Genomic DNA, 17,821 nt, shown 5'->3' with positions numbered 1-17,821 from the left:
TCGACCGCGCCGCTATGCCGGTGGGCGGCGGCGCGGGTCAATCGGATCGCCGGTCAGCAGAAGGACTCGACCGTCCGGATCGCCCCGTCCAGGCTGCCGTCGTCGCCATCCTTCACCGCGATCTCGCGCAGGCGGCGTGCCCAGTCGACGGCATCGGGCCGATCCTCGATCCGGCGAATCGCCGCGGTGACGCGGTCGAACTTGGACAGGCCGCGGGCATGGGTGTCCGAATAGCCTTTGACCAGGCGGCGGCACTTCAACACCTCGACCCCCAATGCATAGTCGCGCAGCGCCGCTTCCCGCGCGTGGCGCAGCCAGGCGTCGCGATGCGCGACTTCCTCCGCATGGCGGAGCGACCCGCGCCGCAGGCCGCGCAGCCCGCCGAGCAGGTACAGCGCCACGAACCAGCGCAGCGAATAGGTCCGCACCCGCCGCCCCTTGTTCACCCGGCGATCGAGCCAGGCATAGAGGCGTGGCCGCGCCTGCACCCAGCGCCCGAGGCGCAGCGGCAGGGTACCGGTCACTTCCTCCATCCGCGGGTGCATATACTCGACGGTGTGGAGAAGCTGCTCGGGCCGTACCCCCACCTCGCGCTCGACACGGGCTCGGCGGCCGGCGCGGGTCTTGAGGTCGGCGACGCGGATCACATCGTCATAGGCCATGGCGTTGGCGATGTATTTGGCCGCGTTCAGCGATAAGGCGTGGCCCTGCGCCTCGCCGCCGAGCATGCGATCGAGTTCGACCGCCTGGCCGAGAAGGTCCAGATACTCGTCGCCATAACGTTCGTCCTGGAAATCGACGACCTTTGCCAGGCCCGCGCGGGCCATGGCGCGGCACGGCTCCGGCACCACGTCGTGCAGGCGCGCGAGCAGACGTGCGGCACGCCGGTCGGCCGGCGCCGTCGGGGCTGCGGGGACCGGCGCCGGCGCGGTCGCCGCGGGCGGTGGCCCCGATCGGGCCCGATCATAGGCTGCGTCGAATGCCTTGAGGCTGGCGGCGACGCCCTTGCCTTCGTGCTGGATCACCGCATGGAAGGCTGCGACGTCGAATGGCAGCGCCTCCGATCCCGCCAGCGCGCCGAACATCGCCGCCGAGATCACGCTGCCGTTCCGCACCGCGAGCGCGTCCATGTCGAACACGATCTGCCGTCGGGCGGTGACGCCGATCGCCTCGACCACCGCACCGCTGTCGGCGATGCCCTCGCCCGGCGCGCTCTTCTCCCCGATCGCCAGCGAGCGGTGGCTGGAAGCGATCAGCGTCGTGCGGTCGGGCGTGACGATGCCGCGCAGGATCGAACGGCCGGCTTCCATGAATTCGGATGCGAGAACGATGTCGACGTCCCCCGGCGTCGGCATCTGGGCGAGGATCGGTCTGCGCCCGTTCGCGGCGGGCATCATCTCGACATAATAGATCGTCGCGCCGGTGCGCTGCGCCACGCCGGGGACCGAGGTGGATTGCGCCACCCAGCCGGCATCCTCGGCCAGGCGGACCAGCCATCCGGTCAGCACGCCGCCGCCCTGGCCGCCCATCGCGACGATCGCGATCGAGATCGGCCGTTCGGTCGCCGCGCCCGCGGGCGCCAGCGGCAGGGTCACTGCGTCCGTCCGCATCATGCCACCTCCAGCGCCAGCCGGCGCGTGGCACGGCGCCGTTGCAGGAAGGCGATGACGGACAGCGTCCAGCGGTTCCAGCGGCGCTCCCAGGCGGTAGGATTGTGCACCACCTCGGCGCGATAGAAGGACGGGCACAGCGCCACCGCTTCCGATACCTCGCCGCAATTGCCGCAGCCGACACAGCTATTGTCGATCGCGGCGACCGGATCGTCGCGGAGCGGATCGTCCAGTGCCTTCACCGACAGCGACGGGCAGCCGGACAGGCGGATGCAGGCGTGATCGCCGGTGCAGACATCCTCGTCGACGCCGAACCGCTCCTTCACCACCCGCTCGCCATTCTTGATCCTCTTCGCGACCAGCGGCTTGATGCGGCGCTGCTTGTTGAGCATGCATTCGGACGAAGCGATGATGATCTTCGGCCCCTCCGCCTCGGTGGTCAGCGCTTCCTTGAGCGTGTCGCGCATCCGCGCCACGTCGTAGGTGCGATCGATCTCGCGCACCCATTTTGCGCCCATGCCCTTCACCGCATCGATGATCGGATTGTTGGTCGCACGTGCCTTGTTCTGCGCGCGCGAGGATAGGATGTCCTGCCCGCCGGTCGCCGAGGAATAGAAATTGTCGACGATCAGGAACACGCCGTCGTGCTTGTTGTAGACGGCATTGCCGATGCCGCTGGTCAGGCCGTTGTGCCAGAAGCCGCCGTCGCCCATCACCGCGATCGATCGCTTCTCCGCCTTGGCGCCGAACGCCGCGGCCGAGGCCGGGCCGAGGCCATAGCCCATCGTCGTGTTGCCGAGGTTGAACGGCGGCAGGATCGAAAACAGGTGGCAGCCGATATCGGCCGCGACATGATGCGCGCCCAGTTCCTGCTCGACCATCTTCATCGCCGCGAAGATCGGCCGCTCGGGACAGCCGGTGCACAGGCCCGGCGGACGGCTGGGCACCACGTCCTTCAGCTTCTCGACCACCGGGTGGGTGAGCACCGGGCCCGCATCGGGCACCGGCGGGCGGTTGCCGAGGAAGCGCGGCGCGCTCTCCTCCAGGAAGCGCTGGAGCCCGGTCATGATGGCCTGGGCGGTATAGTCGCCGGCCATCGGCAGCACGTCCTTGCCGCGCACCCGCGTGGCGATGCCGCGCCGACCGAACACGGTGTGCAGCGCCTGTTCGAGATATTCGGGCTGCCCCTCCTCGATCATCAGCACCGCCTCCTTGCCCTGGGCGAAGACGGCGACCTCGGTGTCGATCATCGGGTAGGTGACGTTCATCACATAGAGCGGGATCTGCGTGTTGCCGTACGCGTCGGACAGCCCGAGATATTGCAGCGCGCGGATGACGTTGTTGTACATGCCGCCCTGCAGGATCAGCCCGACCGGCGCCTCCTGCGGGCCGAACCATTCGTTCAGCCGGTGCTCGCGGACGAAATCGATCGCGGCGGGCAGGCGGCGGGCGATCTTCTCGCGCTCATGCTCGTACGCGGCGGGCGGCAGCACGATCCGGCCGAGATCGCGCTTCGGGTTGCTCTGCGCCTGCGCGACGGTGAGCGGCGGCGGCACATTGTCCTTGCACGGGAAACTGCCATGCATGTGGCAGGTGCGGACGCGCACCTGCAGCATCACCGGCGTGTTCGACGCCTCGGAAAGCTGGAAGCCCTTCTCGATCAGGTCGACGATGCAGGCATGGTCGGGCCGGGGATCGAGCAGCCACATCTGCGACTTCATCGCGAAGGCGTGGCTGCGCTCCTGCATGATCGAGGAGCCTTCGCCATAGTCCTCACCGACGATCACCATCGCGCCGCCGGTCACCCCGCCCGAAGCGAGGTTGGACAGCGCATCGGAGGCGACGTTGGTGCCCACGGTCGACTTCCAGGCGACCGCGCCGCGCACCGGGTACATCACCGACGCCGAGAGCATCGCCGCGGCGGTGGATTCGTTGGCGGAGCTCTGGAAATTGACGCCGAGTTCGTCGAGCACGTCCTTCGCATCGGCGAGCACGTCGATCAGATGCGAGATCGGCGAGCCCTGATAGCCGCCGACATAGGCGACGCCCGATTGCAGCAGCCCCTTGGTGATCGCGAGGATCGCCTCGCCGGAGAAGACGTCGCCGGCTCCCAGACGCAAATGCTCCACTTCCCGCGCAAACGAACGCTCGGCCATCGGGCTCCTCCCATTTATATGCATTTGCATATTTCTTGCGCGCGGCGGAGTCAATTGCTCGTGGCTTTGCCAAATCGGCAGGCTGCTGTCCGAAACGGGAATTGAGCGTGGGTATTCCCAGCTCTACGCCCGGGAGGCAGCATCCGCATCGAAGGAGAAGACCGTCATGATCGCATCCATCCGCCGCCACTTGTGCGGCGAAGGCGGGGAAACCGGCCAGCTGACGCGATCGGCCTTTCTGGGGCTGCTCGTCACGGCGGCGGTGGCGCTGCCGGCGGGGCGGGCGCTCGCCGCTGGCCGGTGGCGGATCGCGCCGGTGACCGATCTCGACCGGTTCTACGATGCCTGGCAGGAGCGGTTCAACGCCTTCGACCTCGACGCGATGCTCGATCTCTACGTGGCCGACGCGGTCTACGTGAACCCCGAGGGCAAGCATCTGATCGGCCATGCGGGGCTGCGCGCCGACTTCGAGAGCATGTTCGCGGTCCGGCCGGTGATCGACCTGCACGACCGCCACCACATCGCCTATCGCGACACAGCGATCACCACCAATCGCTGGACGATGACGATCCCGAAGCCCGACGGCAGCAAGGAAACGTTGACCGGCGGCGGCATCGAAGTGGTACGCAAGCAGGCCGATGGCGGCTGGCGCTTCCTCATCGACGACGCCTCGCGCGCCGCCGGCTGAGCCGCACCGCGCCCTCCCGCGCGATACGGCTCCCCGCCGCTAGTAGCTGCCGCCGAGCAGCGCGCCTGCGTTCGGCACGAAACGCTCCAGCCCCAGCCGATCGAGCATCTGGTGCGTCGTGCAGACGGCGGCGGAGACCACCGGCACGCCCACCGCATCCTGCATCCGCTGCACCACCGGCAGCGACGGCATCTGCACGCACGCCGACGCGACGAAGGCGTCGATCCCGGTGCGATCGACCTGCTTGTAGATCTCGAGCAGCCGCTCCGGATCGTGGCGGCCGACGTCGAGATTGTCGGGGATTTCGAGCGCGACGAAATCGCGCACCTCGATGCCTTCATGCTCGATATAGTCGACCACCAGCCGCGTCAGCGGCTTCATATAGGGGCAGATGATCGAGATGCGCTTGGCGCCGAGCACCTTGAGGCCGTCGACCAATGCGCCCGCGCTGGTCACCACCGGCGCGGCGGCTTGGTTCTCGACGGTGCGCTGGTGCAGGCGCTCGGCCGATACGCGGTGATAGCCGCGGCCCATGCTCATGATCGCGACGAGACAGGCATAGCCGAGCACGTCCACCCGCGCATCGGAGAGTTCGAGGGCGCAGCGGTCGCTGTCGCGGTCCATCGCCTCCAGTTCTTCCTTCACCACCTTCTTCATCCGCATGCGGCTGGAATGGAAGGTGAACCGCTCCGGGCGGACGGCCATGCGGGCGTGGAGCATGGCGGGAATTTCGGTTTCCATCGTCGTGTTCGACGACGGCACGATCTGGCCGATCCGATAGACACGGCTGGACATGGCGCTCTCCTGGACTTTTACGAATTGGGCGTTGCGGCGTCGGTGTCGGCCGGCGGCGACAGCGGCGCGATCGAGACCGGCTGCTGCACCGCGCCGTTCACCCGCAGGTCGAAAATGTCGAAGCGGTTATAATGGCCGATGATGTCGTGCATCTGCTTGGGCTGGATGCAGCGGGCGAGATCGATATCCGCATAGACGATGCCTTCCGCGTCGATCAGCGGTTCGCCCACGGTGCGCCCGTCGGGACCGAGCACGCCCGAAAACGCGCTGTTGCGGCGCTCCAGCCGCGCACGGGCATCGGGCACCAGCGCTTCCATCGCGACGATGATCTCCTCGGAGATGGTCGAGCAGGAGACGAGGGTGAACAGCTTGCCTTCGAAGCTGTGGGCGGCGGCGCGCACCTTGACCGCCTCGGCCATGTCATAGTCCGCCGGCGCGACCGGCAGGGCGATATAGCTGGCGACGTGCAGCAACTCGCCCTGGGCGAGCAGCGCGAAGCGGGCGAGCGTGTTGGTATTCTCCCCGCAGGCGAGCCCGCCCAGACGACCGATGGCGGTGTCATAAACCTTGAGACCAGACCCGTCGCCCGGCGCCCAGGTGAGCTTCTCCGCCCAGGTCGGCACCAGCTTGCGATGCTTGCCGAGGATCGCACCATCGGGGCCGATGAACAGCATCGTGTTGTAGAGCGTGCCGAGCGACACCGGACTGCGTTCGTTGACCCCGATCACGACATGCACGCCGGCCTCGCGCGCGGCGGCGCGAACCTGATCGATCTCCGGCCCCGGCACCAGCACCGATGCGCGCATCAGCCGCTCGAACCACGGGCTGCAGGTGATCGGGTCGGCGATCCAGCTCCAATAGGGATAGCCGGCGACGAACACCTCGGGAAAGGCGACGATCGCCGCACCGTTGCGCGCCGCCTCGTGAATCAGCGACGCCGCCTTGGCGACCGTACGATCCGGATCGAGAAATATCGGCGCGGTCTGCACCGCCGCCGCCTTGAAGCTCGGTAGCTCCAGCATGTCGCTCTCCCGCAAACTCGGCTGCCTCTTGCCCCAGATTGACAGCCCGACGCAATATATTTTAAGCTTCAAATATATCGACCGAGGAGCAGCCGCATGTCCGTGGAGAGCTACGACACCTATCGGGAGGACGTGGCCGGCCGCGCCAATGTCGCCGATACGGCGGAGCTGCGCGCCTTCTATCGCGACCTTGAGCGGCAGCATGCCGGCGCACTGTGGACGGTCGCCAACAAGATCGAGCCCTGGGAGCCTGCCTCCACCTCGGTACCGGTGGTCTGGCGCTATGATTCGCTGCGCGGCCATGTGCTGCGCGCGCTCGACCTGGTGAGCCCGGAAAAAGCCGGCCGGCGCGTCGTCTATCTCGCCAATCCGGGCCGCCGCGACGTGACCGCGGCGGTAGGCTGGCTCTATTCGGGCCTGCAGGTGATGGGCCCCGGCGAAGTCGCCTCGGCGCATCGCCATTCGGCCTCGGCGCTCCGCTTCATCATGGAAGGCTCGGGCGCCTTCACCAATGTCGACGGCCACCGCATGACGCTAGGCCGCAACGATTTCGTGCTGACCCCCAACGGCACCTGGCACGAACATGGCGTGGCCGAGGACGGCACCGTCTGCATCTGGCAGGACGGGCTCGACATCCCGCTGATGAACGCGCTGGAGGCGAATTTCTACGAGGTCCACCCCGATCTGAACCAGGCGGTGGGCTTCCCGATCAATGACTCCACCGCGACCTGGGGCAATCCGGCGCTCAAGCCTGCCGGGGCGACCTGGTCGCAACGCTATTCGCCGTTGCTCAAATATGAATGGGCGCCGACCTACGAAGCCTTGCTGCGCTATGCGGCGGTGACCGATGGCTCGCCCTATGACGGGATCCACATGGACTATGTGAACCCGTTCACCGGCGGACCGCCGATGGCGACGATCGGCGCATCGATGCAGTTGCTACGGCCGGGCGAGCACACGCGCGCGCACCGCGAGGTGGGCAGCTTCGTCTACCAGTGCGCCAAGGGATCCGGCCACTCGATCGTCGGCGGCAAGCGGCTCGACTGGAAGGAGCGCGACATCTTCGTGGTGCCGGCCTGGATGTGGCACGAGCATGTCAACGGCTCCGACCGCGACGACGCCTGCCTGTTTTCCTTCCACGATCTGCCGGCGATGCGCGCGCTCGGCCTGTATCGCGCCGAAGCCCTGGCGGAGAATGGCGGGCATCAGCCGCTGCTCGGCTGATACCCGGCAGCGCGGCGGCTCAGGCCGCCGGCACCGCACGATCGACCGGCGGACGCAGCGCCTCGGGCCAGGGAACGGCCCGCGCGGCGGCGAGGTCCATGCAGACCAGCACCACCCGCGCGACCAGCCGCTCGCTCGCGTCTTCCCCCCGGACCGTGCAGACCAGCTGCGCCGAACTGCGCCCGACCTCAACCACCTCGAGCTCGAACGCGAGCCGGTCGCCAAGCCTGCTGGGCGCCTTGAAATCGACCTCCAGCTTGACCGTCGGCACGCCCAGGCCCTGGCCGCGGTGCATCTCGGCGAAGCTCACGCCGATCGCGGAGTCGAAATAATCCTCCACCGCCGCATTCAGCATCTCGAAATAGCGCGGGTAGAAGACGATCCCCGCCGGATCGACATGGGCGAAACGGACCTGTTGCGTCGAGACGAACGTCACTTCTGCTCCTCTTCGTCTGCGCCGATCGACAGCTTCAGCGCGGCCAGAAGGTCGTAGAGCGCGGTCAGGTCGCGCTCCGACATGTTGGAAAACATCTTGCCGATCCACGCATGATGCGCCGCCGCCAGCTCGGCGAAGTGCGCCTGCCCGGCATCGGTGAGCACCGCGACGGTGCGCCGCCGATCCTCCGGCGTGGATCGCGTGGCGATGAAGCCATCGGCTTCGAGCTGCCGGATCATCATCGTGACGTTGCCATTCGACACGAGCAGCGCGCGCGACAGATCGCCGAGCGTCAGGCCATCGCGATGCCGGTCGAGCGCGGCGAGGACGTCGAAGCGCGGCAGCGTGGTCCCGAACTGGTCGGCAAAGCGGCGACGCAGCCGCTTCTCGATCGTCATCGAGCAGCTGAGCAGGCGGAGCAGCACGCGCACGTCCAACCGGCCTGCCAGCGCACCGTCATGCTTTTCGCGGATATCGTCACCCATCGCTCTGCGCCTTCTGCCCCCTGCCGGGGCGGATCTGCCGCCACGGTCCGCCGCGCATAGGATGCGGCGCGGGCGGCGCAAAGGCAAAGCCCGCTTCGCCGCGTCGCGTTCGGACAACCGAGGTCTCATGGCACACACCCTCCAATTGCTTTAAGCTTAAAGCATATGTACGGTGTCTGGCAAGCGCGCGGCGGCCGGGACTGCCGGCCGCTGCCCGACCGACACGAAATGAGGAGAAGATACCATGCGTCTCGCCACCTATCGCTCGACCGTGGAGGCGGCCGCCCGCCTGGGCGCGGTGGTCGACGATCGGATCGTCGACATCGAACGGCTGGGCCAGTCGGCCGGCGCCGCGCTGCCCGCGACGATGCTCGATTTCATCGATCTGGGCCCGGACGCGGTGCGCCACGCCACCGCCCTGCTCGCGGCGCTGGGCGGCGCCTTGCCGGTTGGTCTGGCGACGCCGCTGGACAATGTGACGCTGCTCGCGCCGATTCCGCGGCCGCGGAAGAACATCTTCGGTATCGGGCTCAACTATATCGATCACGTCGCCGAAAGCGCCGCGGCACTGGATACCTCCCCCGAACTGCCCCGCCAGCCGGTGATCTTCTCCAAGCCACCGACCAGCGTGATCGGCCCCAACGAACCGATCCTCCACGATGCCGCGATCACCCAGCAGCTCGACTGGGAAGTGGAACTCGCCGCGGTGATCGGCACGCGCGCCAAGCGGGTGTCGCGCGAACAGGCGCTGCGCCACGTGTTCGGCTATACCGTGCTGATCGACATGAGCGCGCGCGACTGCCGTCGTGCCGGCCAGTGGATCTATTCCAAGGGCCAGGACAGCTACGCACCGATGGGGCCGGTGATCGTCACCGCCGACGAACTGCCCGATCCGCAGACGCTCGACCTGTGGCTGACGGTGAACGGCGTCGAGAAGCAGCGTTCGAACACCAGCCACATGCTGTTCAAGGTCGACGAGCTGATCGCCGACATCTCGCAGGGCATCACGCTCGAGCCGGGCGACATCATCGCCACCGGCACGCCCGAAGGCGTCGGCGCGGGCCGCACGCCGCAGGAATGGGTGTGGCCGGGCGATACGATCGTCGCGGCCGTGGAAGGCATCGGCACGCTGCGCCACCCGGTGGTCGCCGCCTGAGACGGCGCGTCCCGACCCAACGCAAAGGAGCCGCCCGCGGGCGGCTCCTTTTTCGTGTGAGGAAGGCGCCGCGATCAGGCCTTGCGCAGCATCGCCCCCGTCGCCGCAAGAGCGAGACCGGCGACCGTGGCGATGCTCGCCATCCAGATCGGGCCGGTAAAGGATCCCCCGGCAACCATCGGCGCCGCCAGCGCCGGGCCGAGCCCCATGCCGAAGGTCTGGATAGAGCCCATCAGGCACACGACGCGCCCCCCTGAATCGGCGTCGCTGCACATGCCCGACAAGAGCGGCTGGGCGAGGTTCCAGCCGAACAGGATCAGCACGATCGCGATGAGATACACGGTGGCCCCAACCTGCCCGCCCAGCATCTGGAAACCGGCGATAATGCAGGCGCTGGCGACGAGCAGCGGCACCACCCGGCTCACCCGCTGCGGGACGATCCCTGCCAGCGCCGCGCCGAGCACGCCGGCGAGCGTGCCCGCCGACAAGCCACGGGCGATCATGCCCGCATCAAGCGCACTGGCCGATCCGATCCGCTCGGCGTAGCTCCACACCGCGCCGATCGCGAAGAAGATGAGGAACACCGCGCACAGCGCCGCGAGGGCCAGGCGCCGATCGAGCCGACCCTCGCCGGGCAGGTCGTCTTCATAGCGGCGGCCGTTGGGGAAGGCGGGAATACCGAGCGCGACCAGCAGGGTCAGCCCGACATTGGCCAGGAACAGCAGGCGCGGCGAAACATGGCCCTGCGCCAGCGGCAGCACATAGAGCAGCGCCGCGCCGAGCAGCGCGCCCACGATCAGATAGAGCGCGAAGGCCCGATCGGGATTGCGCGCACGGCCGAGCGCGGCGAAGGCGAAGCCGATCGCCAGCCCCTCGCCGAGCCCGGCGATGCACCGCGCCGCCGCCATCGCGGGGTAATTGCCGGCAAAGGCGGTCGCGGCATTGCCCAGCGCGATCAGCGCCAGCGCCAGCCCGACCGCGCGGCGCCAGTTCCAGCGGAGCAGCAGAAAGGTGCTGCCGCCGATCGCCACCGCCGTGGCGTTGATGTCCCAGGCCGCGACATAGCCGATCTGGCTGTCGCTGAGCCGGGCGCCCTCGCCCATCAGCGCCAACATCGGCGGGGTGATGAAGATGAACAGCGCGCCGACGAAACCGATCGCGATCGCGCTGATCAGGCCGGCGGTGGAAAGTCTGGGACCATGGGTACCCCTGAGGACAAGGCCTTCGATCGGTACGACATGGTCCACGCGCTTTCCCCTCCACCGTCACATATGTGTATCTTCTTTTGGGTCTTCGTCGATCAGCGCGGCAGCACCGCCTCCACGGCGTCGCCGAACTTCTCGACCAGCTCGTCCACTTCCGCGCGGTTGATGACGAGCGGCGGCGCGAACACCAGCGTATCGCCGAGCGCGCGGGTGATCAGGCTGCGCTTCGCGGCGGCCTTGAGGACCTGACGGCCGGTGCGATTGGCCATCGGGAAGGCTTCCTTGGTGGCGCGATCCTTGACCAGTTCGACGCCGATCATCAGGCCCTTGCCGCGAATGTCGCCCACCGCCCAGTGATCGCCGAGCCGCGCGCGCAGGCCCGCGAACAGATGGTCGCTCTGTTCCTGGACGTTGGCGAGGACGTTATCCTCGTCGATCAGCCGCAGCGCCGCCAGCGCCGCCGCCGCGCCCACCGGATGCGCCGAATAGGTATAGCCATGGCCGAACAGGCCGGCACGCTCGGCATTGCTTTCGATCACGTCCCACACCTTGGGCGAGATGAAGCAGGCGGACATCGGGAAATAGCCGCTGGTCACGCCCTTGGCCGAGGTGATCAGATCGGGTTCGAGGCCATAGGTCTGTGAGCCCCAATAGGTGCCGAGCCGGCCATAGCCGGAGACGACCTCATCCATCACCAGCAGGATGTCGTGCGCGCGCAGGATCGGCACGATCTCCTCGAAATAGCCCTCGGGCGGCGGGATCAGCCCGCCCGCGCCCATCACCGCCTCGGCGAAGAACGCACCGATCGTGTCGGCACCCTCGCGGGCGATCAGCTCCTCCAGCTCGCGCGCCAGGTGCCGCGAGAAGTCGCGCTCGCTCATCCCCTCGGGCGCCTTGCGGTAATAATAGGGCGCCTCGGTGTGCACCACCGGCCCCATCGGCAGCAGGAACGGCGTGTGCATGCCGGGCAGCCCGGTCATGCTCGCGGTCAGCACGCCCGAGCCGTGATAGCTGTTCCAGCGGCAGATCAGCTTCTTCTTCTCGGGCTTGCCGCGCAGCTGGTTGTAATACCAGACCAGCTTGGCCTGGGTCTCGTTGGCGTCGCTGCCCGAAGCGCCGAAGAACACCCGCGCCATCGGCACCGGCGCGCGCTTGAGCAGCGCCTCGGCGCATTCGATCGTCACGTCGATCGACATGCCGTTGAACGCGTGGAAGAACGAAAGCTTGCGGCTCTGCTCGGCCATCGCCTCGGTGATCTCCTCGCGGCCATAGCCGAGGTTGACGCACCACAGGCCGGCCATGCCATCGAGATATTCCTGGCCATGAATGTCGGTGATGCGCACGCCCTTGCCCGCGCTGATCACCGTCGGCCCGTCGGCCTTCAGATCGGTGATCGCGGTGAAGGGATGGAACAGGCTTTCCTGGTCGATTCGGCCGGCGAGTTGGATGTCGAGAGTCATGCTGCTGTCCTGCTGAAACGGGGACGGGAGCGGAAAACCCGAAGGGCGGCCGAGCCGGCGCGCCGGAGCTTTCCACTGATGCAACAGTAAACCTACTTATTGATTCATTGTTGTCAATCGTAAACGCAAGGGGAAATGCGGATTGGCCGGCGCACGCGCCATGGCCACCGTTGACTTGACGGTGCAGGCGGAGAATGTGGACCGATGGAAGACAAGCTGGAAATCAACAACGTCATTGCCATGATGTCCTTCGCGGAGGTGGTGCGTGCGGGCAGCTTCTCCTCCGCCGCGGCGACGCTGGGCTATTCGAAGGCGGCGGTGAGCCGGCAGATCTCGCGGCTGGAAGCGAATGTCGGCATGAAGCTGCTGGAGCGGAACACCCGCACCGTTTCGCTCACCCCGGCCGGGCGCGAAATGTATGCCCGCTGCGCGCGCATCGTCGAGGAAGTCAACGAAGTGAACCGGGTGATGACCGGCATGCAGCAGCGCCCGCGCGGCGAGCTGAAGGTCAATGCGCCGGTCGTCTCCTCGCTGTTCGATCTCACCAAGATCATCCCGCATTTCCTGAAGGCCTATCCGGACATCCGCCTGTTCCTGAACCTGTCGGACAGCCGCGCCGATCTGCTCAAGGGCCGGTTCGACGTCGCCTTCTGGATCGGCGCGCCGTACGATTCGAACCTCGATTCGCTGTTGCTGCGCGAATATCCGATGGTGCTGGTCGCCTCCCCCGCCTACATCGAGGAGCGCGGCCGGCCGAGCAGCGCGCACGACCTGAAGGAACATGCCTGCATCTTCGAGACGCACCTGTCGCAGCTTGGCGAATGGCGGCTTTCGGCGGATGTGACGGTGCAGGTGAATCGCGGTCCGCTCGCCTCCAACTCGGTGCGCATGGCGCGCGAGGCCTCGCTGGAGAATCTGGGCATCAGCTATCTGCCGCGCTTCCTCGTCTCCGACGATGTCGAGCAAGGCCGACTGGAAGTGCTGCTGCCCGAGATCGTCACCGAGACGATCCCGCTCTACCTGATGTTCCCCAAGGGCAATTACTCGATGGCCAAGGTCCGCGCCTTTGTCGACTTCCTGACCGGGGAACTGCGCGACGGCGCCCCCGACGCGGCAGCCGCCGGCATGGCGCTGGCCAGCGCCTATTGAGCCGGCAGGCGCCGGCCCAATAGGCAGGCGTCACAGGTCGAAACAGTCGTTCGGTGCACCGAACGCCATCGCACCTTGGTTGCGGACATAGGGGTAGGGATTGTTCGCGACATGGGCGCGGGCGGTGTGGATGTCGAGAAACGCATTCTGCACCACATGGCCGCGATAGATCGCCTTGCCGCCGCTGAACAGCATCAGCTTGTCGACCGCGGCGACGCAGCGGCTGACCATCGACGTGGTCGAGGCGCCGAGCTCGGCGCGGCGCTCGATCGGCCAGTCGTTCGCCTCGGCGCGCACCATCAGTTCGGTCAGGTCGCGCTGGAGCCGCAGGTCGAGATCGTCGAGCGTCATCATCACGTCCGCCACCGCTTCCTGGATGGTGGTGTCGCCCGCCAGCCGCGCGCCGGTATAGGTGGCGCGCTTCTCGCGCGTCGCCTGCACGAACACCTCCAGCGCGCGTTGCAGGCTGCCCAGCGAGCTGGTGGAGACGGTGCGGTTGAAGATCTGCGCGAACGGGATCCGGTAGAGCGCGCCGTGGTTCACCGCATGGCCGGGGCAATCGATGCGGAACATGTCGAATTCGCGGATCACCCGATGCTCGGGTACGAACGCATCCTCGACCAGGATGTCGTTGCTGCCGGTACCCTGCAGCCCCATCACGTTCCAGGTGGAGAGGATCTGATAGTCGGCGCGCGGCACCAGGAAATTATAGGGCTCGGCGCCCGGATTGCCGTCCGCGCGCGGCAGGTTCGCCCCCAGGATCACCCAGGAACAATGCTCGGATCCGCTGGAAAAGGCCCAGCGGCCGCTCAGCCGATAGCCGCCGTCGACGCGCTCGACCTTGCCGACCGGCATGTAGGAAGAGCTGATGCGGACGCTGTCGTCCTCGCCCCACACGTCCTGCGCGGCGCGATCGTCGAACAGCGCCAGCTGCCAATTATGGACCGCGACGACGCCGTACACCCAGGCGCTGGCCATGCAGCCCTGCGCCAGCGTGCGGGTGATCCCGGCATAGACCGAGGGCGGCAGTTCATAGCCGCCATAGCGCCTGGGCTGGAGCACGCGGAAGAATCCGGCGTCGGTGAAGGCCTGGATGGTTTCGTCGCTCACCTGGCCGGCCTGGCGGGCCGCCGCCTCGCGTTCGCGCAGGATCGGCACCATGTCCGCGGCGCGCTGGAGGAGATCGGCGGCAAGCGTTTCGGATGGCATCCTCTCAACTCCGTCCATGGTTTCGGAGATCGTCATTTTTCTTCCCCTTCGAGTCGCTCAACGGGAAGCACGATGTTGCCATATCGGCGATCATTGCGTCAAATTCGGCCACATTGTTGCATCCAAACAACACTGCCAATTTGGCATATATGATTGATTCGACTTGTTTTATTTTGCTCGACCGCCCCCGATTTGCCTTTTCCCGCACCTGCAGTTTTCCATGCGATTCCCCATTGCATTGCTTTTGAAAATTCACAACAATGACCAGCGCGAGACATAGATAATTGCCTCCGGGTAAACGGAGGGTCCGCAGCAGGAACCGTGCCGCACGTGGCGGTGGCTACCCTAGCGAAGAGAGAGGGGAGATATGTCCTATCGTCTACACCGTGCGCGCGCGGTGATGCTCGCTGCCGTTTCGGTTTTTCCGGCGCTGGCGGCAACGGCGGCACAGGCCCAGACCAGCGCCGCACCGTCGGCCGACGCCCAGAACGCCGCGAAGCAGCCCGCCAGCGAGGCCGAGATCGTCGTCACCGCCCAGAAGCGTGAGCAGAGCCTGCGCGATGTGCCGCTCGCCATCTCCGCCATCGGCGGCGAGGGCCTCAAGTCGGTGGGGCATCAGGACGTGACCGCGCTGGTCAACCACGTTCCCAGCTTCCAGGTGCAGCAGTTCAGTCCGACCACGGTCTCGTTCAACATCCGCGGCGTCTCGCAGAACGACTTTGCCGACAGCCAGGAGGCGCCGATCGCCTTCTACAATGATGAAGTCTATGGCGCGGCGCTGTCGGCGATCAGCGGCCAGAATTTCGATCTCGAGCGGATCGAGGTGCTGCGCGGGCCGCAGGGCACGCTGTTCGGCCGCAACGCCACCGGCGGCCTGGTGCAGTACATCACCGCCAAGCCGACGCGCGATCTCCACGCAGGCGCCACCGTCACCTTCGGTTCCTATGGCGAGGTCGGCACCGACACGTTCGTCAGCGGCCCGCTGAGCGACCGCGTCCGTGCGCGCCTTTCCGTCAGCAGCGACGATTATGGCGGCTACGTCAAGAACCGGATCGGCGCCGATATCGGCAGCCGCCATTTCCTGGCCGGCCGTTTCCAGATCGAGAGCGATGTCGGCGATGCCGGGCTGTTCCGCCTCAAGCTGCAATATCTGCAGAACCGCAGCGAGACCAGCGCCCCCTATTCGTGGCTGGCGGCGAAGACGGATGCCGACGGGCTCGGCGTCCCCGCCCCCGGCCAGACCGACAATCTCGGCTACAGCAACCCCGGCAACGATCCCTTCACCCAGTCGGTCAACAACGTGCCGCTGTTCCGCCGCACCTTCTGGAGCGCGACCGCACGCTACGAACAGCCGCTGAGCGACCATGTCGATTTCACCTCGATCAGCGACTATCAGCGGGTGACCAAGCATTACGGCGAAGACAGCGACATGACGCCGTTCAATGTCTTCAACTATTATCAGGACCAGAAGCAATGGCAGGTGTCGCAGGAGCTGCGGCTGACCGGCAAATATGATCGCTGGAACTGGGTCGCCGGGCTGTACGGCCTCTATGTCGATGCCGATGCCCATGCCACGATCGACGGACAGATTCCCGGCTTCCTGGAAGGGCGGCTGCGCGCGGGCGGGCCGCAGCACACCCAGTCCTTCGCCCCGTTCGGCCAGCTCGACTACAAGCTGACGCCCAAGCTCACCCTCACGCTCGGCGCGCGCTACAGCTGGGATCGCAAGAGCGACTGGTACAGCCACTCGGTGGTCGGCAATTACGGCTATGCGACCGGGGTGGTCGCGCTGAACGGCGTCGACGTCACCTTCAATCCCGACAACAACCCGCTGGCGGTGCAATATTACCGCAACTGGTCGGGCAAGGCCGGGGTCGAATTCCGCCCCGCCGCCGATGTGCTGTTCTACGCCTCGGTCAACCGCGGCACCAAGAGCGGCGGGTTCGACATCCCCAATTTCCTGATCCAGGACGCCAACGCCCGCTATATCGTCGAGAGCATTCCCTATCGCCAGGAAGTGCTGACCAGCTACGAAAGCGGCTTCAAGGTCTCGGTGCTAGATCGTCGGGTCGACCTGTCCGGCGCGGTGTTCCATTACGACTATGACAATTACCAGGCCTTCATCATCCAGGGCCTGACCGCGGTGATCACCAACCTGCCGGCCAAGGTCTCGGGCGCCGAATTCGAAGTGAGCGCGCGCCCGATCGACGGGATGCGGCTGGGGGCGTTCGTCACCTATCTCGATACCAAGATCAGCAACGTCGCGCTGCCCTCGGGCCGCATCGCCGAGCGGGTGATGCCGCAGGCGCCGACATGGAGCGTCGGCTGGAACGCCGGCTACAGCTTCGCCGTGGCGCGCGGCCAGGCCTCGCTCGACACCGACTGGCGTTATGACGGCGGTTCCTATTTCTCCACCTTCAACGCCGCGATCGACTATGAGCGCAGTCGCGTCGTCGGCAATGCCCGGATCAGCTACACGCAGGGCCGCGTGACGGTGGCGGGCTTCGTCAACAACCTCACCGATCGCCGCTACCGCGTCTACGACCTCGACAATAGCGGTTCGCTGGGATCAGCCCAGGCCACCTATGCCCGGCCGCGCTGGATCGGCGGCAGCCTCGGCTGGAAATATTGACCGGGCTCTCGCCGTCGCCGGACCCTGGCGGCGACGGCGGGAGACTGCGCAAGGAGCAGGTATGCCGAAGATCCTCGCGCTGGCCGGCGGCACCTCGGCCGCCTCGCGCACCAACCGCCTAGCGCGCCATGTCCTCGACCGGCTGGCGGCAACGGGCGCTGCGACCGAATGCCTGCTACTCGGCGATCTCGATCCGGCCGAGCTGGCGCGCGGCGACGTCCAGGGGCCGAGTGCCACCCGGCTCGCAGCGGCAGTGGCCGCGGCCGACGGCATCCTCGTCGCGACGCCGATCTACAAGGCGTCGTTCGCCGGGCTGGTCAAGCTCGCGCTCGACGTGCTGCCGCAGTTCGGGCTGACCGACAAGGTGGTGTTCCCGCTGGCCACCGCCGGCGGGCTCGCGCATGTGCTGGCGCTCGATTATGCGCTGCGGCCGGTGCTGCAATCGATGGGGGCGCGCCATATCGTCCAGTCGATCGTGGTGACCGATGCCGATTGGCAGGAGGAAGGCTTTGCGCCGCGCACCGCCGCGCTGCTCGACGGCGCGCTCGCGCAGTTCAGCGCGTCGCTGGCGATCCCCGCCTGAAGCCGTCGGGG

Annotated in this window: 15 protein-coding genes; 6 read left to right on the top strand and 9 right to left on the bottom strand. The window is 66.9% G+C overall.

Going from position 1 to position 17,821, the window contains the following annotated elements:
• Window positions 1-53 precede the first annotated feature (53 nt).
• Together SAZ01S_RS10865 and SAZ01S_RS10860 are read right to left on the bottom strand one after the other, a co-directional pair.
• Complete coding sequence (locus SAZ01S_RS10865; protein WP_218018054.1) at window positions 54-1,613, bottom strand: indolepyruvate oxidoreductase subunit beta family protein; 1,560 nt, start codon at window positions 1,611-1,613, stop codon at window positions 54-56.
• Window positions 1,610-3,766: a thiamine pyrophosphate-dependent enzyme gene (locus SAZ01S_RS10860; RefSeq protein ID WP_084582294.1), complete on the bottom strand. Its 2,157-nt coding sequence runs from the start codon at window positions 3,764-3,766 to the stop codon at window positions 1,610-1,612. Before SAZ01S_RS10860 ends, SAZ01S_RS10865 begins: the two co-directional genes overlap by 4 nt.
• Window positions 3,767-3,932: 166 nt before the next feature.
• Between SAZ01S_RS10860 and SAZ01S_RS10855 the strand changes: the two genes are divergently transcribed.
• Window positions 3,933-4,454, top strand: coding sequence for a YybH family protein (locus SAZ01S_RS10855; RefSeq protein ID WP_084582293.1), 522 nt, complete (start codon window positions 3,933-3,935; stop codon window positions 4,452-4,454).
• A gap of 39 nt (window positions 4,455-4,493) precedes the next feature.
• Here the strand turns inward: SAZ01S_RS10855 and SAZ01S_RS10850 are convergent, their stop codons facing one another.
• Window positions 4,494-5,249, bottom strand: a complete 756-nt coding sequence (locus SAZ01S_RS10850; RefSeq protein ID WP_084582292.1) for a maleate cis-trans isomerase family protein — start codon at window positions 5,247-5,249, stop codon at window positions 4,494-4,496.
• Between the two features lie 17 nt (window positions 5,250-5,266).
• Window positions 5,267-6,271 carry a carbon-nitrogen hydrolase family protein gene (locus tag SAZ01S_RS10845; RefSeq protein WP_084582291.1) on the bottom strand — a complete coding sequence of 335 codons (1,005 nt, stop codon included), beginning with the start codon at window positions 6,269-6,271 and terminating at the stop codon, window positions 5,267-5,269.
• 96 nt (window positions 6,272-6,367) lie between these two features.
• Between SAZ01S_RS10845 and SAZ01S_RS10840 the strand changes: the two genes are divergently transcribed.
• Complete coding sequence (locus SAZ01S_RS10840; RefSeq protein ID WP_084582290.1) at window positions 6,368-7,495, top strand: cupin domain-containing protein; 1,128 nt, start codon at window positions 6,368-6,370, stop codon at window positions 7,493-7,495.
• Between the two features lie 19 nt (window positions 7,496-7,514).
• Here SAZ01S_RS10840 and SAZ01S_RS10835 read toward each other — a convergent pair whose 3' ends face one another.
• Window positions 7,515-7,931 carry an acyl-CoA thioesterase gene (locus tag SAZ01S_RS10835; RefSeq protein ID WP_084582289.1) on the bottom strand — a complete coding sequence of 139 codons (417 nt, stop codon included), beginning with the start codon at window positions 7,929-7,931 and terminating at the stop codon, window positions 7,515-7,517.
• Complete coding sequence (locus SAZ01S_RS10830; protein WP_084582288.1) at window positions 7,928-8,416, bottom strand: MarR family winged helix-turn-helix transcriptional regulator; 489 nt, start codon at window positions 8,414-8,416, stop codon at window positions 7,928-7,930. The genes SAZ01S_RS10835 and SAZ01S_RS10830 overlap by 4 nt, the downstream gene beginning before the upstream one ends.
• Before the next feature lie 244 nt (window positions 8,417-8,660).
• Here SAZ01S_RS10830 and SAZ01S_RS10825 point away from each other — a divergent pair, with 244 nt between their 5' ends.
• Complete coding sequence (locus tag SAZ01S_RS10825; protein ID WP_084582287.1) at window positions 8,661-9,572, top strand: fumarylacetoacetate hydrolase family protein; 912 nt, start codon at window positions 8,661-8,663, stop codon at window positions 9,570-9,572.
• Between the two features lie 74 nt (window positions 9,573-9,646).
• Here SAZ01S_RS10825 and SAZ01S_RS10820 read toward each other — a convergent pair whose 3' ends face one another.
• Both SAZ01S_RS10820 and SAZ01S_RS10815 read right to left on the bottom strand, forming a co-directional pair.
• Window positions 9,647-10,819, bottom strand: coding sequence for an MFS transporter (locus SAZ01S_RS10820; RefSeq protein ID WP_084582286.1), 1,173 nt, complete (start codon window positions 10,817-10,819; stop codon window positions 9,647-9,649).
• 53 nt (window positions 10,820-10,872) lie between these two features.
• On the bottom strand, window positions 10,873-12,237 hold the full coding sequence (locus tag SAZ01S_RS10815; protein WP_084582285.1) for an aminotransferase: 1,365 nt from the start codon (window positions 12,235-12,237) through the stop codon (window positions 10,873-10,875).
• Between the two features lie 204 nt (window positions 12,238-12,441).
• On the opposite strand from SAZ01S_RS10815, the gene SAZ01S_RS10810 reads away from it, so the two are divergent.
• Window positions 12,442-13,386: a LysR family transcriptional regulator gene (locus tag SAZ01S_RS10810; RefSeq protein WP_245824769.1), complete on the top strand. Its 945-nt coding sequence runs from the start codon at window positions 12,442-12,444 to the stop codon at window positions 13,384-13,386.
• A gap of 30 nt (window positions 13,387-13,416) precedes the next feature.
• On the opposite strand, the gene SAZ01S_RS10805 is transcribed toward SAZ01S_RS10810, so the two are convergent.
• The gene (locus SAZ01S_RS10805) at window positions 13,417-14,595 is read right to left on the bottom strand and encodes an acyl-CoA dehydrogenase family protein (RefSeq protein WP_084582284.1); all 1,179 of its coding nucleotides are present in this window, start codon (window positions 14,593-14,595) and stop codon (window positions 13,417-13,419) included.
• Window positions 14,596-14,962: 367 nt separating this feature from the next.
• On the opposite strand from SAZ01S_RS10805, the gene SAZ01S_RS10800 reads away from it, so the two are divergent.
• The gene (locus SAZ01S_RS10800; RefSeq protein ID WP_084582283.1) at window positions 14,963-17,227 is read left to right on the top strand and encodes a TonB-dependent receptor; all 2,265 of its coding nucleotides are present in this window, start codon (window positions 14,963-14,965) and stop codon (window positions 17,225-17,227) included.
• 61 nt (window positions 17,228-17,288) lie between these two features.
• Window positions 17,289-17,810 (top strand): NAD(P)H-dependent oxidoreductase, encoded by a 522-nt coding sequence (locus SAZ01S_RS10795; protein ID WP_084582282.1) that lies wholly within the window; start codon window positions 17,289-17,291, stop codon window positions 17,808-17,810.
• Window positions 17,811-17,821 lie beyond the last annotated feature (11 nt).

The organism is Sphingomonas azotifigens NBRC 15497 (genome assembly GCF_002091475.1).
Classification (GTDB): Bacteria; Pseudomonadota; Alphaproteobacteria; order Sphingomonadales; family Sphingomonadaceae; genus Sphingomonas; species Sphingomonas azotifigens.
Note: the sequence above shows the minus strand (reverse complement) of the source record. Positions and strands in the feature narration are given on the sequence as shown.

Bases quoted from the DNA above. Each gene is read 5' to 3' on its own strand.
- SAZ01S_RS10860 (WP_084582294.1), bottom strand. From the start codon at position 3,766: ATGGCCGAGCGTTCGTTTGCGCGGGAAGTGGAGCATTTGCGTCTGGGA.
- SAZ01S_RS10850 (WP_084582292.1), bottom strand. From the start codon at position 5,249: ATGTCCAGCCGTGTCTATCGGATCGGCCAGATCGTGCCGTCGTCGAAC.
- SAZ01S_RS10830 (WP_084582288.1), bottom strand. From the start codon at position 8,416: ATGGGTGACGATATCCGCGAAAAGCATGACGGTGCGCTGGCAGGCCGG.
- SAZ01S_RS10795 (WP_084582282.1), top strand. From the start codon at position 17,289: ATGCCGAAGATCCTCGCGCTGGCCGGCGGCACCTCGGCCGCCTCGCGC.
- SAZ01S_RS10815 (WP_084582285.1), bottom strand. From the start codon at position 12,237: ATGACTCTCGACATCCAACTCGCCGGCCGAATCGACCAGGAAAGCCTG.
- SAZ01S_RS10840 (WP_084582290.1), top strand. From the start codon at position 6,368: ATGTCCGTGGAGAGCTACGACACCTATCGGGAGGACGTGGCCGGCCGC.
- SAZ01S_RS10805 (WP_084582284.1), bottom strand. From the start codon at position 14,595: ATGCCATCCGAAACGCTTGCCGCCGATCTCCTCCAGCGCGCCGCGGAC.
- SAZ01S_RS10845 (WP_084582291.1), bottom strand. From the start codon at position 6,271: ATGCTGGAGCTACCGAGCTTCAAGGCGGCGGCGGTGCAGACCGCGCCG.
- SAZ01S_RS10865 (WP_218018054.1), bottom strand. From the start codon at position 1,613: ATGATGCGGACGGACGCAGTGACCCTGCCGCTGGCGCCCGCGGGCGCG.
- SAZ01S_RS10810 (WP_245824769.1), top strand. From the start codon at position 12,442: ATGGAAGACAAGCTGGAAATCAACAACGTCATTGCCATGATGTCCTTC.
- SAZ01S_RS10855 (WP_084582293.1), top strand. From the start codon at position 3,933: ATGATCGCATCCATCCGCCGCCACTTGTGCGGCGAAGGCGGGGAAACC.
- SAZ01S_RS10825 (WP_084582287.1), top strand. From the start codon at position 8,661: ATGCGTCTCGCCACCTATCGCTCGACCGTGGAGGCGGCCGCCCGCCTG.
- SAZ01S_RS10800 (WP_084582283.1), top strand. From the start codon at position 14,963: ATGTCCTATCGTCTACACCGTGCGCGCGCGGTGATGCTCGCTGCCGTT.